This is a genomic window from Ruegeria sp. YTSC002 (genome assembly GCF_059609845.1).
On the sequence record NZ_JBXWML010000001.1, the window covers coordinates 184,808 to 201,268 of the forward strand.

The window sequence follows — 16,461 nt, forward strand, 5'->3', positions numbered from 1 at the left end:
AATCCGCGTGACGGGGCCAAACCGATTACCGTCTGCCGAAGCGAAAGCTCTGATCTGGTGTGCCCATGAAGCATCGGGGCACCACCGGGTAATCCTCGGTCAGAAAATACGCATAGGTTCCTGACGGGTATTCTGCTGAAACGGTAAAGGCGCCGTTGCATTGGTCCAACTTGCCGTAACCCTGAACAAAAACGTAATCCTCGTTGAAGGTGCCGTCATGTCGCCCGTCCGGTGCATTGCCACCCGGACGGTTACCTGATTTCAGACGATAGGACGACGTCATTTCGGTCACTTTGCCCGCAACAACACCGGTCACAGCATAGATGGGGAAGCCATCTGCGGCGTAGCCGATCAACGGTGAGTGCTCGGACGGTGACCATCCCAGACGTTTGACCAACCCTGTCGGTACACCGTGATAGTGATACTTTCCGTTCGGCTGTACATGGGCATAGTTGGCATCCAGCCCTAAAGAAATGGCACCTCCCAACGCATCGTAGGACCACCCGGAGCGGGGGTCGCCATGCCAGAACTCGGCCGCCAGCGGGTCAAACACAACCCCATTGAGCGACACGCCAAAGTTCCACCCCATTTGCAGTGGCGTGACTGCGCCTTCGGCTGCGGGCTGTGCAGGCAATTTCAACCTGACCTTCTGCTGTTCGATCTGGTGCGGATTGCCTCGGTTTGGAAACAGGCCAACCAGATGATCAGGAATGCCATTGCCCGTCACTTTGATTTTTCCGCCTTTCTGTTTCACCGAGGCGCTGTTATCTCCGGGGTTTTCGGTTGCGGGCACCAACCTCAGCGGTTCTGCGGTCGTTTCGTCGTGATAGCGAAACCTGTGCTGTGCGGTTGCCACCGCGGCCGCGGCAGAAAGGGCAAAAGCGGCGCTCCAAAGGATTGAAATTTTGCTCACGTGCCGATCCCTGTTTTGTGTTCATCATTGAAGATGACACGCAGCAGAAGCCTGGTTCCGTCGCATTTCATGCTGCCGACAGAGAAAAATCATGCTGCCGACAGAGAAAAAAGCCCGGCGATGGGGATCGCCGGGCTTTGAAGGAATTGTCTGTTCTCCGGTCAGTCTGCCGTCAATAGAGGTGGCTTGTCTCCTGAAATGCGCCGTTGGTCCGGCCCAAGAATTTCAAGATCCAGTTCGCCCTTCTTGACCGAGACACGAACCACACCGCCCTTGGCCAGTTTGCCGAAAAGCAACTCCTCGGCCAGAGGCTTCTTGATATGTTCCTGAATGACACGTCCCAGCGGGCGTGCACCCATCTTGTCGTCATATCCCTTGTCGGCTAGCCACTCGGCAGCTTTGGGCGTCAGATCGATGCTCACGCCGCGATCCAGCAGTTGCGCCTCAAGCTGTAGGACGAATTTCTCGACCACCTGCAAAATGACCTCTTTCGGCAGCGGTGCGAAGGAGATCACGGCGTCCAGACGGTTGCGGAATTCCGGTGTGAACATGCGCTCGATCGCGGCCGTGTCTTCGCCTTCGCGCCGATCGCGCCCGAAACCGATGGCGGCTTTGGCCTGCTCTTGCGCGCCCGCGTTCGACGTCATGATCAGAACCACATTGCGGAAGTTCACCGTGCGACCGTTGTGATCGGTCAGCTCGCCATGATCCATCACCTGCAACAGGATGTTGAACACGTCCGGGTGGGCTTTTTCGATCTCGTCCAGCAACAACACGCAATGCGGATGCTGGTCGACACCGTCGGTCAGCAAACCACCCTGATCGAACCCGACATAGCCCGGAGGGGCACCGATCAGGCGGCTGACCGCGTGCTTCTCCATGTATTCCGACATGTCGAACCGCAAAAGCTCCACACCCAGCGTATCCGCCAGCTGTTTCGCCACCTCGGTTTTCCCGACCCCGGTAGGACCAGCGAACAGGTAGTTGCCGATGGGCTTCTCAGGTTCGCGCAGACCGGCACGGGCCAGTTTGATCGCGCTGGACAGCGCCTCGATGGCCAGATCCTGACCAAACACCACCCGTTTCAGCGAGGCTTCGAGGTCTTTCAGCACCAACGCATCATCCTTGGTGACGTTCTTGGGCGGGATACGCGCGATCTTGGCGACAACCGCCTCGATTTCTTTGACACCAATGGTTTTGCGCCGCTTGCTTTCCGCGACCAGATGCTGCGCCGCGCCAGCCTCGTCGATCACGTCGATGGCCTTGTCGGGCAGTTTGCGGTCGTTGATATAGCGGGCCGACAGCTCCACCGCCGTCTTGATGGCATCGGCGGTGTATTTGATGTCATGATGCTCTTCGAAATAGGGCTTTAGCCCGCGCAAGATCTTTACACTGTCTTCCACCGAAGGTTCGTTCACGTCGATCTTCTGGAACCGGCGGCTCAGCGCACGGTCCTTTTCGAAGTGTTGACGGAACTCCTTGTAGGTGGTCGAGCCCATGGTGCGCAGTTTGCCGCCCTGAAGCGCAGGCTTCAGCAGGTTCGAGGCATCCATAGCCCCGCCCGAGGTTGCCCCGGCACCGATCACGGTATGGATCTCGTCGATGAACAACACCGCGTCCGGGTGATCCTCCAACTCGGTCACAACCGCTTTCAGACGTTCTTCGAAATCACCGCGATAGCGGGTTCCGGCCAGCAGCGCGCCCATGTCCAGCGAATAGATCGTGGTGTTGGCCAGCACATCGGGGGCCTCGCCACCGACGATCTTGTGCGCAAGGCCTTCTGCGATGGCGGTCTTACCCACACCCGGATCCCCCACCAGCAGCGGGTTGTTCTTGCGGCGGCGGCACAGCACCTGGATGCAGCGTTCCACCTCGTCCGAGCGCCCGATCAGCGGATCGACATCGCCAGCTCGAGCCTTGGCGTTCAGATCCACGCAGTATTTTCCAAGCGCGCTTTCTTTCTGTTCGGCTTCACCGGATGTGGTCTGGGCGTCTTCTTCCACCTGATCCGCACCGGATACCGAGCGGCTTTCGCCATAGGCCGGATCCTTGGCGACACCATGCGCGATGAAATTGACCGCGTCGTAACGGGTCATGTCCTGCTCTTGCAGAAAATAGGCGGCATTGCTTTCGCGTTCGGCGAATATGGCAACCAGAACGTTAGCGCCGGTCACTTCGGTCCGGCCCGAGCTTTGAACGTGGATCGCCGCGCGCTGAATGACGCGCTGGAACGCTGCGGTGGGTACGGCTTCGGATCCGTCGATATCGGTGACCAGATTCGAAAGGTCCTCGTCGATGAACTCCACCAAAGTGCTGCGCAACTCGTCCAGATCGACACTGCACGCTTTCATGACGCGCACGGCATCGGGTTCTTCCAGAAGGGCCAGCAGCAAATGCTCCAGCGTTGCGAATTCATGGCGCCGTTCATTCGCAGCCGCCAAGGCCGCGTGGATGGCTTGTTCCAATGTGCTCGAGAATGAAGGCACGCGGGTGCTCCTCTGTCTTGGGTCAGAAAGGGGCGGGCTTTCGGCCGGAACCCCATCCCAACCATGTCCTCATACTATTAGAGTTTGGTTGATCGTGGCGCGGCTTCAAGGGTTTTCTTTCACTTGACAGTCACATTTGTTGTGACCGTGGCCGTGAAGAGGGGGAAATAGGCATCAGAACCTGTCTTTTCTAGCCCGGATTTCGGCAAAAACGGCCTTGGGGTCAGCGCCGACCATACCCAATTTCGCCTGAATCGCCGGATCGGCGGCTCTCAGGAACGGATTTGTGGCCTTTTCAAGGGCCAGAATGGAAGGAACAGTGGCTTCCCCGGCGGCACGCGCGCGGTCGATATCCGCCATGCGATCTTTCAAGGCTTGGTTTTCGGGATCGACTGTAATCGCGAATTTGGCGTTGGATTGTGTATATTCATGCCCTGAACAGACCAAAGTGTCGTCCGGCAGGGCGGCCAGCTTGCTCAGAGAGGCCCACATTTGTGCGGGCGTGCCCTCGAACAGGCGTCCACAACCCAGCGCCATCAGGCTGTCGGCGGTGAACACGGCAGAACTCTGCGGCATGTAGAAAGCGATATGGCCATCCGTATGCCCGGAAACGTCCAGAACCTGAACCGGTTCGCCGCCTATCTCGAAACTGTCCCCCTCGGTGACCTGCTGATCCAGCGGCGGCAGGCGATTTGCGTCAGCAGCGGCCCCGATGACCTTAGCCGGCTGTTTGGCCAATATTTCCGCCAGCCCGTCCACGTGATCCCAGTGATGATGGGTCAACAGAACATGTGACAGTGACCACCCCCTGTCATCCAGCGCTTTCAAGATCGGTCCGGCCTCGGGTGCGTCGATCAGGGCGGTCTGGCCAGTGACGGCGTCATGCGCCAGAAAGGCGTAATTGTCGCTCAGGCACGGGATTGTAACGATTTCAAGAGGCATGGCTTTTTGCCCTTTCATTGCTAGACTGCGCCCAGCTAAGCCGATTGACCGGATGTCCGCAATGCATCTTGATGTACAGGATCTGAGGAACTTCTATTACCGCAGCACACTGGGTCGTGCGGCGCAGGCGGCTATTCGCGGGCGTCTGATCGAGCTTTGGCCCGAAGCAAAGGGCCAGACAGTGGCGGGATTCGGTTTCGCGGTCCCTTTGCTGCGCCCTTACCTGTCGGATGCGCGCCGGGTCATCGGGCTGATGCCGGGACCACAGGGCGTGATGCCATGGCCGGCAGGCATGCCCAACGTTTCGGTCCTGACCGAAGAAACCCTCTGGCCGATCGAGACCGGCCACGTGGACAAGCTTGTGGTGATGCATGGGCTGGAAACGTCGGAACGGCCAAACCAGTTGCTTGACGAATGCTGGCGCGTGCTGGGTCCCGGTGGCCGGGCCGTCTTCATCGTACCCAACCGGGCGGGCCTGTGGTCACGGTCGGACAAGACCCCGTTCGGGTTTGGACGTCCGTACTCTGCAACTCAGTTGGAAAACCAGCTCAAGGCGCATCACTTCCTGCCCGAGGTGCATTGCTCGGCCTTGTACATGCCTCCGTCATTCCGGCGTTTCTGGTTGAAATCCGGCAATCTGATCGAAAAGACCGGCCAGCGGATTCCAACGGTGATGGCGGGTGGGGTGCTGATGGTCGAAGTCAGCAAACATATCCGCCCGCCAAGCGGCAGCGTGACCAAGGATGCGGTCAAAAAGCCGATCAAGGCGCTTGACGGCTTGCTGAAGCCCGCCTGACAAACCCGGGCAATTCCATGTGAAAAACAGAGGAAAAAAAGTCACAGGAATCGCAAAAACCTGCATATTCGTAACATTTTTCAACTGGGCCAATGTGTTCAAACCGTCGCACTTGCCGTAAGTTCATGAAAAATAACAATTTGTGGATAATTCTGTTACCGCTATAGCGTATTGCTTGGTTGGTTCGGCTCTGCTACATCCCCGGTGATTTTGATCCCCGCCCTTCAAGGACGGGGTTTCTTCACGCCCCCGGGGTAGCTGCCGCACGCGAATTCGGGGCCCAAAATATCGGAAGGGTGGACGTGTCCGAACCAGCTTCGATTTCCACTGGCATCGCCGAGCGCTATGCCACCGCGATCTTCGAGATCGCAAAAGAGAACAACGACCTTGCAGGTCTGGAATCCGGCATCAATGATCTGGCAGCAGCGCTGGACGACAGTGCAGAGCTGCGCGACCTGATCGCCTCGCCGCTGGTGTCCCGCGCTGAACAGGAAGGCGCGATCACTGCGATCGCAGACAAGATGGGTCTGAACCCCATCCTGCGCAACACACTGGGTCTGATGGCGCAGAAGCGCCGCCTGTTCGTCTTGCCGCAACTGCTGAAGGTTCTGCGCGACATGCTGGCCGAAGAGCGCGGCGAAGTGACCGCCGAGGTCGCCTCGGCCAAGGCGCTGACCAAGACCCAGATGGAAAAACTGTCCAAGACACTGTCCGAGCGCGTGGGCAAGACGGTGACAATCAATGCGACCGTGGATGAAAGCCTCATCGGCGGTCTTGTCGTTAAAGTGGGCTCGAAGATGATCGACAGTTCGATCCGTTCGAAGCTGAACTCCCTACAGAATGCAATGAAAGAGGTCGGATAAATGGGAATCCAAGCTGCAGAGATTTCTGCAATCCTGAAGGACCAGATCAAGAATTTTGGTCAGGAAGCCGAAGTGGCCGAGATCGGTCGCGTGCTGAGCGTCGGTGACGGGATTGCCCGTGTATACGGTCTGGACAATGTGCAAGCCGGTGAGATGGTCGAATTTCCCGGCGGCATCATGGGCATGGCGCTGAACCTGGAAAGCGACAACGTCGGTGTCGTTATCTTCGGTTCCGACCGTGACATCAAAGAAGGTGACACCGTCAAGCGCACCAACTCGATCGTGGACGTTCCGATCGGCGACGAGCTGCTGGGCCGCGTTGTGGACGGTCTGGGCAACCCGCTGGACGGCAAAGGCCCGATCAACGCAACCAAGCGTGGCGTTGCAGACGTAAAAGCCCCCGGCATCATCCCGCGTAAATCGGTTCACGAGCCGATGGCAACCGGCCTGAAATCGGTTGACGCGATGATCCCGATCGGCCGTGGCCAGCGTGAGCTGATCATTGGTGACCGTCAGACCGGTAAAACCGCCGTTGCTCTGGACACCATCCTGAACCAGAAAAGCTATAACGACGCAGCCGGCGACGACGAGTCGAAGAAACTGTACTGCGTTTACGTAGCGATCGGTCAAAAGCGCTCGACCGTTGCGCAGCTGGTGAAGAAACTGGAAGAATCCGGCGCCATCGAATACTCGATCGTCGTTGCTGCGACCGCTTCGGACCCGGCACCGATGCAGTTCCTGGCACCCTACGCCGCGACTGCGATGGCGGAATACTTCCGTGACAACGGCCGCCATGCGCTGATCATCTATGATGACCTGTCGAAGCAGGCTGTTTCGTATCGTCAGATGTCGCTGCTGCTGCGCCGCCCGCCGGGCCGTGAAGCGTACCCGGGTGACGTTTTCTACCTCCACTCGCGTCTGCTGGAACGTTCGGCGAAACTGAACGAAGATTTCGGCGCGGGCTCGCTGACCGCTCTGCCGGTCATCGAAACCCAGGGTGGTGACGTTTCGGCCTTTATTCCGACCAACGTGATCTCGATCACCGACGGCCAGATCTTCCTGGAAACCGAACTGTTCTATCAGGGCATCCGTCCTGCCGTGAACACCGGTCTGTCGGTTTCGCGTGTGGGTTCGTCGGCTCAGACCAACGCGATGAAATCGGTTGCCGGTCCGGTCAAGCTGGAGCTGGCTCAGTACCGCGAAATGGCTGCCTTTGCGCAGTTTGGTTCCGACCTCGATGCCGCCACCCAGCAACTGCTGAACCGTGGTGCACGCCTGACCGAGCTGATGAAGCAGCCGCAGTATTCGCCGCTGACCAACGCGGAAATCGTCTGCGTGATCTTCGCCGGCACCAACGGCTATCTCGACAAGATCGACGTTTCGGATGTAGGCCGCTACGAGGCCGGCCTGCTGGCGCATCTGCGCGGCAAGCATGCTGACCTGCTTCAGTGGATCACCGACGAAGATCCCAAGATCAAGGGTGACGCGGCAGACAAGCTTAAGGCAGCGATCGACGAATACGCCGCGACCTTCGCTTGATAGGAGGTTCTGATGCCTAGTCTGAAGGACCTTAAAAACAGGATCGAGTCGGTCAAATCGACCCGCAAGATCACCAAGGCCATGCAGATGGTCGCGGCCGCGAAACTGCGCCGCGCCCAGGAATCTGCCGAAGCCTCGCGCCCCTATGCCGAACGGTTCAATGCCGTGATGGCGGGGCTGGCGGCTTCGGTCGGGGGCAGCGACAGCGCCCCCAAGCTGCTCCGGGGTACGGGCAGTGATGATGTCCATCTGCTGGTTGTCATGACAGCTGAACGCGGCCTGTGTGGCGGCTTCAACGCGAACATCGCCAAGCTGGCCCGCGCCAAGGCGGAAGAGCTGCGCCTGAAGGGCAAGACGGTCAAGGTTCTGACCGTCGGCAAGAAAGGCCGCGACGCGCTCAAGCGTGATTTGGGTGATCTGTTCGTTGGACATGTGGACCTGAGCGAGGTCAAGCGTCTGGGGTACACCAACGCGCAGGACATCGCGAAGGACATCCTGTCCCGCTTCGACGGGGGTGAGTTCGACGTTGCCACGATCTTCTACTCGAAGTTCGTCAACGTCGTGACCCAGATCCCGACGGCACAGCAAATCATCCCCGCCTCGTTTGAGGACGAAGCGGCGGGTGACGACAGCGGTGCCATCTTCGACTACGAGCCCAGCGAAGAAGCCATTCTGGCCGACCTGCTGCCCAAGGGGGTTGCGACTGCGATCTTCTCGGCTCTGCTCGAAAACGGGGCGTCTGAACAGGGTGCACGGATGTCCGCGATGGACAACGCGACACGCAACGCGGGTGAAATGATCGACAAGCTGACGATCCAGTTCAACCGCTCGCGTCAGGCCGTGATCACCAACGAGCTGATTGAAATTATTTCCGGCGCCGAAGCGCTGTAAGAAAACCGGAGACGAAACATGGCGAATGCAAAAGGCAAAGTCACACAGATCATCGGGGCCGTCGTCGACGTGCACTTCGAAGATCAGCTGCCTGAAATTCTGAACGCGCTGGAAACCACCAACAACGGCAAGCGCCTGGTGTTGGAAGTTGCTCAGCACCTGGGTGAGAACACTGTCCGCACCATCGCGATGGACGCGACCGAAGGTCTGGTCCGCGGCGAGGCCGTGACCGACACCGGCGCACCGATCTCGGTGCCGGTCGGCAACGCCACCCTGGGCCGCATCCTGAACGTGGTCGGCGAACCGATCGACGAAAAAGGCCCGGTCGAAGCATCCGAAACCCGCGCCATCCACCAGCCCGCGCCCGAGTTCGACGAACAGTCGACCGAGTCGGAAATCCTGGTCACCGGCATCAAGGTGGTTGACCTGCTGGCGCCCTACGCCAAAGGCGGCAAGATCGGCCTGTTCGGCGGCGCCGGTGTGGGCAAGACCGTTCTGATCATGGAACTGATCAACAATATCGCAAAAGTGCACTCGGGCTTCTCGGTGTTCGCGGGCGTTGGTGAACGGACCCGTGAAGGGAACGACCTGTACCACGAGATGATCGAATCGAACGTCATCAAGCCCGACAATCTGTCGGAAAGCCAGGTGGCCCTGGTGTACGGCCAGATGAACGAACCTCCGGGTGCGCGTGCACGTGTTGCTCTGACCGGTCTGACCCTGGCCGAACAGTTCCGCGACCAGTCCGGTACCGACGTTCTGTTCTTCGTCGACAACATCTTCCGCTTCACGCAGGCGGGTTCCGAGGTATCGGCTCTGCTGGGTCGTATTCCTTCGGCGGTGGGCTACCAGCCGACGCTGGCCACCGACATGGGCGCCTTGCAGGAACGGATCACCTCGACCAAGTCGGGCTCGATTACTTCGGTTCAGGCGATCTACGTGCCTGCGGACGACCTGACCGACCCTGCGCCGGCAACCTCGTTCGCGCACCTGGACGCGACCACCGTTCTCAACCGCGCGATCTCGGAAAAGGGTATCTATCCGGCCGTTGACCCGCTCGACTCGACTTCGCGTCTGCTTGATCCGGCCATCGTTGGTGAAGAGCACTACAAGGTTGCGACCGACGTTCAGCAGATCCTCCAGCGCTACAAGTCGTTGCAGGACATCATCGCCATCCTCGGCATGGACGAACTGTCGGAAGAGGACAAACTGACCGTGGCCCGTGCCCGTAAGATCGAACGTTTCCTGTCGCAGCCGTTCGACGTGGCCGAGGTCTTCACCGGTTCGCCCGGCGTTCAGGTTCCTCTGGATGTCACCATCTCGTCGTTCAAGGCCGTTGTGGCCGGCGAATACGATCACCTGCCCGAAGCGGCCTTCCTGATGGTAGGCGGTATCGACGACGTGATCGCCAAAGCGGAAAAGATGGCCGCAGAAGCCGCCTAAGGAGTATCCCTGATGGCAAACACGATGCAATTCGACCTCGTCAGCCCCGAGCGGAGCCTTGCTTCGCTCAGCGCGACGGCGGTCCAGATTCCCGGCGCGGACGGGGACATGACGGCAATGCCCGATCATGCCCCCACCATCACCACGCTGCGCCCCGGTCTGCTGAAGGTTGAGGCACCCGAAGGGTCCAGCGAATACCTGGTCACCGGCGGGTTTGCCCAGATCAACGGCGACAGCCTGTCGGTTCTGGCCGAAAAGGCCATCCCGGTGGATGAAGTGACCCGCGCGCATCTGGACGAGCTGATCGAAGACGCCCGCGCCTCGCATGAGGCAGCCAAGGGCGGCGATGATCAGACCATCGTCGACGACGCAGCCAAGCTGCTGGCCGACATGGAAGCGCTTGGAACACATATGAGCCTGTAACGGGCCCACCAGTGAAAAAATTGAGCGGCCTCGCAAATGCGGGGCCGTTTTTTTGTCGTGCTTTTGCCGAAATGCCGGGGTAAGTTACGGGAATTCAAGAATAATGATGATATGATGAAAAAGTTCCTAACCCATCCGATTGGAATTGCGCAGGGCGAGAATGTCCTGTTTTCGGAATTTGCCGAAGGCGGCGAAATGTGGACCGGGCAGGGGCCACGCGAACGCCGAACCCCCATTCGGTTCAAAGAAGCATTTCGAACCCCGCCCGTGGTGCAGATCGGGATCTCTCTGTGGGATGTGGACACGTCCTCGGCGCTACGCGCAGAGGTTCAGGCCGAACATATCACAACCGAAGGATTCGACGCAGTATTCCGGACCTGGTCCGACACGCGGATTGCCCGCATCCGCGCAAGCTGGACTGCGATAGGAGAGGTGGCACACCCGGACGACTGGAGTATTTCCTGATCCGGGGGTGCCCTATTTTTCGGACGTTTGAACGACAGATTGGGCTCAGTCGTCCTGCGCTTCGATCATGTCCACGCGCGTGGCGTGGCGGCCGCCTTCGAATTCGGCACCCAGAAATGCGTCAACGATGTCCAGCGCCAGACCTTCACCGACAACCCGCGCGCCAATCGACAGCATGTTGGCATTGTTGTGCTGACGGATCATGCGGGCCGAGAATGTGTCTGAACAAACGCCGCAGCGGATGCCGGGCACTTTGTTCGCAGCCATCATGATACCCTGTCCGGTGCCGCAGAGGACAATACCCAAGCTGCAATCTCCCGAGGCAACGGCTTGCGCCGCGGCCTTGCCGTGCTTGGGGTAATGGGTGCTTTCCGGGGTTGTCGGGCCGATATCAACCACGTCCCAACCTTGTTGCGCGATGTGTTTGGCCACGGATTGACGCAGCTCGATTGCCGCGTGATCGCTGGAAAGAACAATACGTTTGTTGGCAGTCATGGGGGTGTTTCCACTTGTGTCGCCGATCGCGCCCCATGGTCAGATACCTGCGCAATCGGTATTCCAGAAATCAGGCGGCGACATGTTCGGTCGCCCCCTGTTGCTCAATCCATCTGATACATGGATTCGTAGATCGGGGTCAGCGTTTTGTCTTCGAACAGCGAAGACACACTGGTTCCGTTCCAGATGTTCAGGATTGCTTGGGTGAAGATTGGCGCAGTGGGAACGATGCGGATATTCTTCGCCTTCAATATCTCTTTCGTCGGCTGGATCGTATCGGTCAGCACCAGTGACTTCATGACCGAGTTCGTCACCCGCTCGACCGCCGGGCCGCTCATGACGCCATGCGTGATGTAGGAGTGAACTTCCTTGGCGCCATTGTCCAACAGGACCTGCGCGGCCTTGCAAAGCGTTCCGGCGGTGTCACACATATCGTCGACGATCAGGCAGATCTTGTCCTTCACATCCCCGATAACGGTCATTTCCGCGACTTCGCCTGCTTTCTCGCGACGCTTGTCAACGATCGACAAGGGGGCATTGATGCGCTTGGCCAGTTCACGTGCGCGGGCCACGCCGCCGACGTCGGGTGAAACCACCATGATTTCATCCAGACTGTCCTTGAACTGGTTTTTGACATCCAGCGCAAAGATCGGCGAGGCGTAGAGGTTGTCGACGGGCATATCGAAAAAGCCCTGAATCTGCGCGGCATGAAGATCCATCGTCAGAATCCGCTCGATCCCTGCACCGGTCAGCATATTGGCCACCAGCTTGGCGCTGATGGGCGTGCGGGCCTTGGTGCGGCGATCCTGGCGGGCATAGCCGAAATACGGGATCACGGCGGTGATCCGCTGTGCCGACGAACGGCGCAGCGCGTCGGCGATGATCAGCAGCTCCATCAGGTTGTCATTGGCCGGGTTCGAGGTCGGCTGGATGATGAACATATCCTCGCCGCGTACGTTTTCGAACACTTCGACGAAGATCTCGCCATCATTGAAACGTTCAACGCGCGCATCGACCAATCCCTGGTCAACGCCGCGATACAGGCTCATGCGGCGTGCGATGGTTTCGGCAAGTGGAAGGTTGGCGTTCCCAGCGATAAGCTTGGGTTCGTGAAGTGTCGGCATCGGCTGAGGTCCCCGGGCAGCAATGGCAATGTGACAGATTCGTGATGTTGACACCGCTTAGCATGGCCTTACCGTCCCGCAAAGGTAACGCAGCGGAGAAAGTGAACATGACCCGGATTGACTACTATTTTGCGACAATTTCGCCCTATAGCTACCTGGCTGGAAACCGGCTGGAAGAGATTGCGGCGAAACGTGGAGCATCGATCAGCTACAAACCGCTGGACATCATGGCACTGTTCGCACGCACCGGGGGTACGCCGCCAAAAGACCGTCATATCTCGCGCATCGAATACCGCGCTCAGGAATTGCTGCGCCAATCGAAGAAACTGGGGATGGAGTTCAACCTGCAACCGGCGCACTGGCCGACCAACATGGCACCGTCTTCTTATGCGATCATCGCCGCGATCAGGGATGGTTCGGGCGACGTGGGCAAGTTGTGCCAGTTGATCCTGCGCGCCTGCTGGGCCGAAGAAAAAGACGTCGCTCAGGATGATGTGATCCGGGACTGCCTGGCAAATGCCGGGTTTGACCCGGAACTGGCCAACAGTGGACTGCTGGTCGGGGCCGAGACCTATGCCGCCAATCTGGAAGAAGCCGTGGATCGCGGCGTGTTCGGCGCGCCGTTCTACATCACGCCGGACGGTCAAAGGTTCTGGGGGCAGGATCGCCTGGATGATCTGGATCGGCATCTGTCCGAGATGAAAGGATGACAACCCCGACGGCGATGCAATCCGTCTTCGTCAGACGATTGGGCGACGGAGGGCGCAAAGTGCTTGCCCTTCATTGCACCATTGCGCATTCCGGCGCGTGGTCTGGCCTGTCCAAGGCATTGGATGGCAGCGTGTGTCTTGTTGCACCGGATATGCTGTCCCACGGGCGCAGTCCGGATTGGGACGGTCAAAGCGATTTCTTTGACGCTGTGACAGGTCTGGCGGCGGTCGAGTTGACCAAGCCCATGGATCTGGTCGGCCATTCCTTTGGGGCGATCGTTGCGCTCAGACTGGCCATCGAGCATCCGGACCTTGTTCGAAGCTTGATCCTGATCGAGCCCGTGTTCTTTGCCGTGGCAAAACAGGACGCGCCCCATTTGTACGATCAGCACCGGCGAGAGTCACAACCGATTGAAGCAGCGTTCCAAGCAGGCGACGAATCGCTGGCCGCGCGGTTGTTCAACCGGATGTGGAGCACCGGTATCGGCCCAAAATGGCCGGACCTGCCAGAGCGGACGCGCGCCGGAATGGTGCGTGGGATTCATGTTGTTCCTGCGTCTTACCCCGTTCTGTACGATGACCGCGCCGGGTTGCTTGACCCCGACAGATGCAAGCGCGTATCGATGCCAACCCTGTTGCTGAGCGGATCAAAGACCCACCCGACGATCCCCGCAATCTGTGATGGATTGCAGCGTCGTCTACCGAACGCACGCCATGAGGTCGTTCAAGGTGCGGGGCACATGCTGCCCATTTCGCACCCCCGTGAAACCAGCGCGCTGCTTCGAAAGCTCTGGAAAGCTGGCCGCGGAACGGGTGTTACAACAGGCTGAGAAACTGATCGATCTCGGCTGTCCCGATCGACCAGTCGCAGACCAGTCGGCATGCCAGGCTTTCATCGTCATCATCACCTTCAAGCTCGGCCCCCCAGAGGTGGTAGATTGCCCCGGCCTCATGCAGCTGTTTGTGCTTTGCACGTGATAAAGCGGCAAAGATCATATTGGCCTGTGGTTCGTGTAGGAACTCGGCACCTTTTGCACGCAAGCCGTCGGCCAGCCGGGCACAGTTTGCGTTGGCCTGACGCGCTAGCTTCAGCCACAGATCATCCTCAAGATAAGCCGCCATCTGAGCGGACAGGTAGCGATGCTTGGAAAACAGATGCGCCCCGCGCTTGCGCCGCAGCTCGAATTCCCAGGCCTTGCTCTCGTCAAAGAACACCACCGCTTCAACGCCCATCAGCCCGTTTTTCGTGCCGCCAAAGCTGACCGCGTCCACCCCGGCTTTCCATGTCATGTCAGCCGGAGAACAATTCAGGGCCACCAGAGCATTGCTGAACCGGGCCCCATCCAGATGGACCGGCAAGCCATATTCCTTTGCGACCCCGCACAGCGCCTGCAATTCCTCCAGCGAATAGACCGATCCGCGCTCGGTGACCTGGGTGATCGACACCGGCCCGCGCTGCGGCCCGTGTACCCCGCGGGTTTCTTCGCCCAGGATGGACCCGCGCAACGCGTCCGGTGACATCTTGTCGCCGCCGGGAACAAGGGTCAGCTTGGCCCCGGTGTAAAACTCGGGCGCGTTGCACTCGTCTTCGTGAATATGGGCAACCGGAGAACAGAAGATCGTTTCCCAGGGGTTGGACAACGTGGCAAGTGCCAGCGAATTTGCCGCTGTCCCCGTTGCCACGAGATAGACAGCAGCCCCCGGCGCTTCAAAGATGCTGCGAATGCGGTCACGCACCTCGTTTATCATCGTGTCGGCGCCATAGGCCATCTGATAGCCCTGATTGGCCTCGGCCAGTTTGGCCATGACCTGAGGGTGAACCGGCCCGGAATTGTCAGATGCGAAATACATCAGCTAGGCTCCTCGATAATGTAGTCTTCCCACTCTTCCATGGGGGTTTCGAACTCGGACACCGTGCGCCCCTGAACTGAAACGCCTGCGGCATGCACGCTGTCCGGCGTACCAGATATCAAAGGGTGCCAGTCGTAAAGCGTTTTGCCTTCCCACAGCAGCCGATACGCGCAGGTTTGCGGCAACCAATAGGCGTGTTCGTCAATATTGTCGGGTGTCATGACGATGCATTCAGGCACGAATTGATGCCGGATGTCGTATTGCGTGCAGCGGCAGCTTTCATCGTCCAGCAGGCGGCAGGCGACACAGGTCAGGGCAACTTCGCCCGAGTCTTCATATTCCAGCTTGTTGAGGCAACACTTGCCACAGCCGTCACACAGGGCCTCCCACTCGCGCTGGTTCATCTTGCGCAGGGGTTTGCGCTCCCAGAACCGGGCGGGCAGGCCGGTGCGTTCAATCGGATCAGCGCTCATAGGGCGGCCAGAATGCCCCGGGCCCGTTCACAATCGGCATTCATCTGCGCGATCAGACCATCCAGCCCGTCAAATGTCATTTCAGGGCGCAGGAATTCGATCAGCCCCACTGACAAGGTCGCCCCGTACAGGTCGCCTGAAAAGTCGAACAGGAAGGTTTCGATATTTGGCACTTCGCCATGGAACATCGGGCGCACCCCAACCGAGGCCGCACCGTGATAGCTGCCCTGATGCGGGCCATCCAGCACGTCGACCAATACGGCGTAGACGCCGAATTTCGGCGGGTGGAGCCCTTCGATGGACATGTTCGCGGTTGGAAAACCCAGTTCCCGCCCGCGCTGCTCGCCGCCGATCACCTCGCCTTCGATCCTGTGCCAATGGCCCAGCATCGCGGCGGCATCCCTTGGGCGACCCTCGCTCAGTGCGGTGCGGATGGCGGTTGACGAGACCACGTTTTCCGACCGCTGCATCAAAGGGGCAATCGTCACGCCAAATCCCATCTCTTGCCCGAACCGCACCAGATCGTCAGCGGTGCCGCTGCGGCCCTTGCCAAAACAGAAATCGGCCCCGACCACGACATGGGACAGGCCCAGCCCCTCACAAATCACGTTGCGCGCGAATTCATCGGGGGAAAGCCCGGCCAGCGCCGCGTTGAACGGCAGCTCGTACAGTTTCTTCACACCCAGCTTTTCAAGCCGGTGCGCCCGCGCATTGCCGCGCATCAGGCGGAACGGAGGAGAATCCGGCGCAAAGTACTCACGTGGATGCGGCTCGAAGGTCATGACACCCAGTGGCGCATCCGGGGCCGCGTCGCGGGCCAGTTCGATGACCGACTGATGCCCCAAATGGACGCCATCAAAATTCCCGATCGCAACGCTGGCGCCGCGATCTTCTGGCTCGACAAACTGGAAATCCCGGATGATCTGCATAGGCGATTGCGTAGCGTTGCGTTGCCATTTGTTCAAGCGGCAGTTTGAATTCAAGGCATGCGTCCTTGCGAAACAAACCAAAACCCTTCGTCAGACCTGATTGCACACAGGGCATCCC

At 59.2% G+C, this 16,461-nt stretch carries 17 protein-coding genes; 9 read left to right on the forward strand and 8 right to left on the reverse strand.

Annotation, left to right across the window (positions count from 1 at the left end; genetic code table 11):
* Nucleotides 1-25 precede the first annotated feature (25 nt).
* The 3 genes from AC2FFD_RS00930 to gloB form a co-directional block, all read right to left on the reverse strand.
* Entirely contained in the window at nucleotides 26-913 is an 888-nt protein-coding gene (locus AC2FFD_RS00930) for a YHYH protein (RefSeq protein ID WP_496871463.1), read from the reverse strand.
* Nucleotides 914-1,074: 161 nt separating this feature from the next.
* The gene (gene clpA / locus AC2FFD_RS00935) at nucleotides 1,075-3,399 is read right to left on the reverse strand and encodes an ATP-dependent Clp protease ATP-binding subunit ClpA (protein WP_170346036.1); all 2,325 of its coding nucleotides are present in this window, start codon (nucleotides 3,397-3,399) and stop codon (nucleotides 1,075-1,077) included.
* 174 nt (nucleotides 3,400-3,573) lie between these two features.
* Complete coding sequence (gene gloB, locus AC2FFD_RS00940; RefSeq protein ID WP_496871465.1) at nucleotides 3,574-4,341, reverse strand: hydroxyacylglutathione hydrolase; 768 nt, start codon at nucleotides 4,339-4,341, stop codon at nucleotides 3,574-3,576.
* A 61-nt stretch (nucleotides 4,342-4,402) separates the two neighbouring features.
* Between gloB and AC2FFD_RS00945 the strand changes: the two genes are divergently transcribed.
* The 7 genes from AC2FFD_RS00945 to AC2FFD_RS00975 all read left to right on the forward strand — a co-directional run bounded on the left by AC2FFD_RS00945 (nucleotide 4,403) and on the right by AC2FFD_RS00975 (nucleotide 10,761).
* Nucleotides 4,403-5,137: a class I SAM-dependent methyltransferase gene (locus AC2FFD_RS00945; protein WP_152459015.1), complete on the forward strand. Its 735-nt coding sequence runs from the start codon at nucleotides 4,403-4,405 to the stop codon at nucleotides 5,135-5,137.
* A gap of 302 nt (nucleotides 5,138-5,439) precedes the next feature.
* Nucleotides 5,440-6,000 carry a F0F1 ATP synthase subunit delta gene (locus AC2FFD_RS00950; protein WP_170346038.1) on the forward strand — a complete coding sequence of 187 codons (561 nt, stop codon included), beginning with the start codon at nucleotides 5,440-5,442 and terminating at the stop codon, nucleotides 5,998-6,000.
* Complete coding sequence (gene atpA / locus AC2FFD_RS00955) at nucleotides 6,001-7,539, forward strand: F0F1 ATP synthase subunit alpha (RefSeq protein ID WP_170346039.1); 1,539 nt, start codon at nucleotides 6,001-6,003, stop codon at nucleotides 7,537-7,539.
* 12 nt (nucleotides 7,540-7,551) lie between these two features.
* The gene (locus AC2FFD_RS00960) at nucleotides 7,552-8,430 is read left to right on the forward strand and encodes a F0F1 ATP synthase subunit gamma (RefSeq protein ID WP_257599297.1); all 879 of its coding nucleotides are present in this window, start codon (nucleotides 7,552-7,554) and stop codon (nucleotides 8,428-8,430) included.
* An 18-nt stretch (nucleotides 8,431-8,448) separates the two neighbouring features.
* A complete protein-coding gene (gene atpD / locus AC2FFD_RS00965) occupies nucleotides 8,449-9,873 on the forward strand; it encodes a F0F1 ATP synthase subunit beta (RefSeq protein ID WP_170346041.1) in 1,425 nt (474 codons plus the stop codon).
* Nucleotides 9,874-9,885: 12 nt separating this feature from the next.
* Entirely contained in the window at nucleotides 9,886-10,296 is a 411-nt protein-coding gene (locus AC2FFD_RS00970; protein WP_170346042.1) for a F0F1 ATP synthase subunit epsilon, read from the forward strand.
* Nucleotides 10,297-10,410: 114 nt separating this feature from the next.
* On the forward strand, nucleotides 10,411-10,761 hold the full coding sequence (locus AC2FFD_RS00975) for an H-type lectin domain-containing protein (protein ID WP_170346043.1): 351 nt from the start codon (nucleotides 10,411-10,413) through the stop codon (nucleotides 10,759-10,761).
* 45 nt (nucleotides 10,762-10,806) lie between these two features.
* On the opposite strand, the gene rpiB is transcribed toward AC2FFD_RS00975, so the two are convergent.
* Both rpiB and AC2FFD_RS00985 read right to left on the reverse strand, forming a co-directional pair.
* The gene (gene rpiB / locus AC2FFD_RS00980) at nucleotides 10,807-11,256 is read right to left on the reverse strand and encodes a ribose 5-phosphate isomerase B (protein WP_257599296.1); all 450 of its coding nucleotides are present in this window, start codon (nucleotides 11,254-11,256) and stop codon (nucleotides 10,807-10,809) included.
* Nucleotides 11,257-11,360: 104 nt separating this feature from the next.
* Entirely contained in the window at nucleotides 11,361-12,380 is a 1,020-nt protein-coding gene (locus AC2FFD_RS00985; RefSeq protein WP_224854138.1) for a ribose-phosphate pyrophosphokinase, read from the reverse strand.
* Nucleotides 12,381-12,487: 107 nt separating this feature from the next.
* Between AC2FFD_RS00985 and AC2FFD_RS00990 the strand changes: the two genes are divergently transcribed.
* Nucleotides 12,488-13,090, forward strand: a complete 603-nt coding sequence (locus AC2FFD_RS00990) for a 2-hydroxychromene-2-carboxylate isomerase (RefSeq protein WP_425078844.1) — start codon at nucleotides 12,488-12,490, stop codon at nucleotides 13,088-13,090.
* Nucleotides 13,087-13,920 (forward strand): alpha/beta fold hydrolase, encoded by an 834-nt coding sequence (locus tag AC2FFD_RS00995; RefSeq protein ID WP_496871473.1) that lies wholly within the window; start codon nucleotides 13,087-13,089, stop codon nucleotides 13,918-13,920. Before AC2FFD_RS00990 ends, AC2FFD_RS00995 begins: the two co-directional genes overlap by 4 nt.
* On the opposite strand, the gene AC2FFD_RS01000 is transcribed toward AC2FFD_RS00995, so the two are convergent.
* Genes AC2FFD_RS01000 through AC2FFD_RS01010 form a run of 3 tightly spaced genes read right to left on the reverse strand, consistent with a single transcriptional unit; the run spans nucleotide 13,907 to nucleotide 16,343 of the window.
* Complete coding sequence (locus AC2FFD_RS01000; RefSeq protein WP_496871475.1) at nucleotides 13,907-14,941, reverse strand: threonine aldolase family protein; 1,035 nt, start codon at nucleotides 14,939-14,941, stop codon at nucleotides 13,907-13,909. The genes AC2FFD_RS00995 and AC2FFD_RS01000 overlap by 14 nt on opposite strands.
* Nucleotides 14,941-15,414: a YcgN family cysteine cluster protein gene (locus AC2FFD_RS01005; protein WP_496871476.1), complete on the reverse strand. Its 474-nt coding sequence runs from the start codon at nucleotides 15,412-15,414 to the stop codon at nucleotides 14,941-14,943. The genes AC2FFD_RS01000 and AC2FFD_RS01005 overlap by 1 nt, the downstream gene beginning before the upstream one ends.
* Nucleotides 15,411-16,343: a bifunctional riboflavin kinase/FAD synthetase gene (locus tag AC2FFD_RS01010; RefSeq protein ID WP_496871478.1), complete on the reverse strand. Its 933-nt coding sequence runs from the start codon at nucleotides 16,341-16,343 to the stop codon at nucleotides 15,411-15,413. Before AC2FFD_RS01010 ends, AC2FFD_RS01005 begins: the two co-directional genes overlap by 4 nt.
* Between the last annotated feature and the right edge of the window lie 118 nt (nucleotides 16,344-16,461).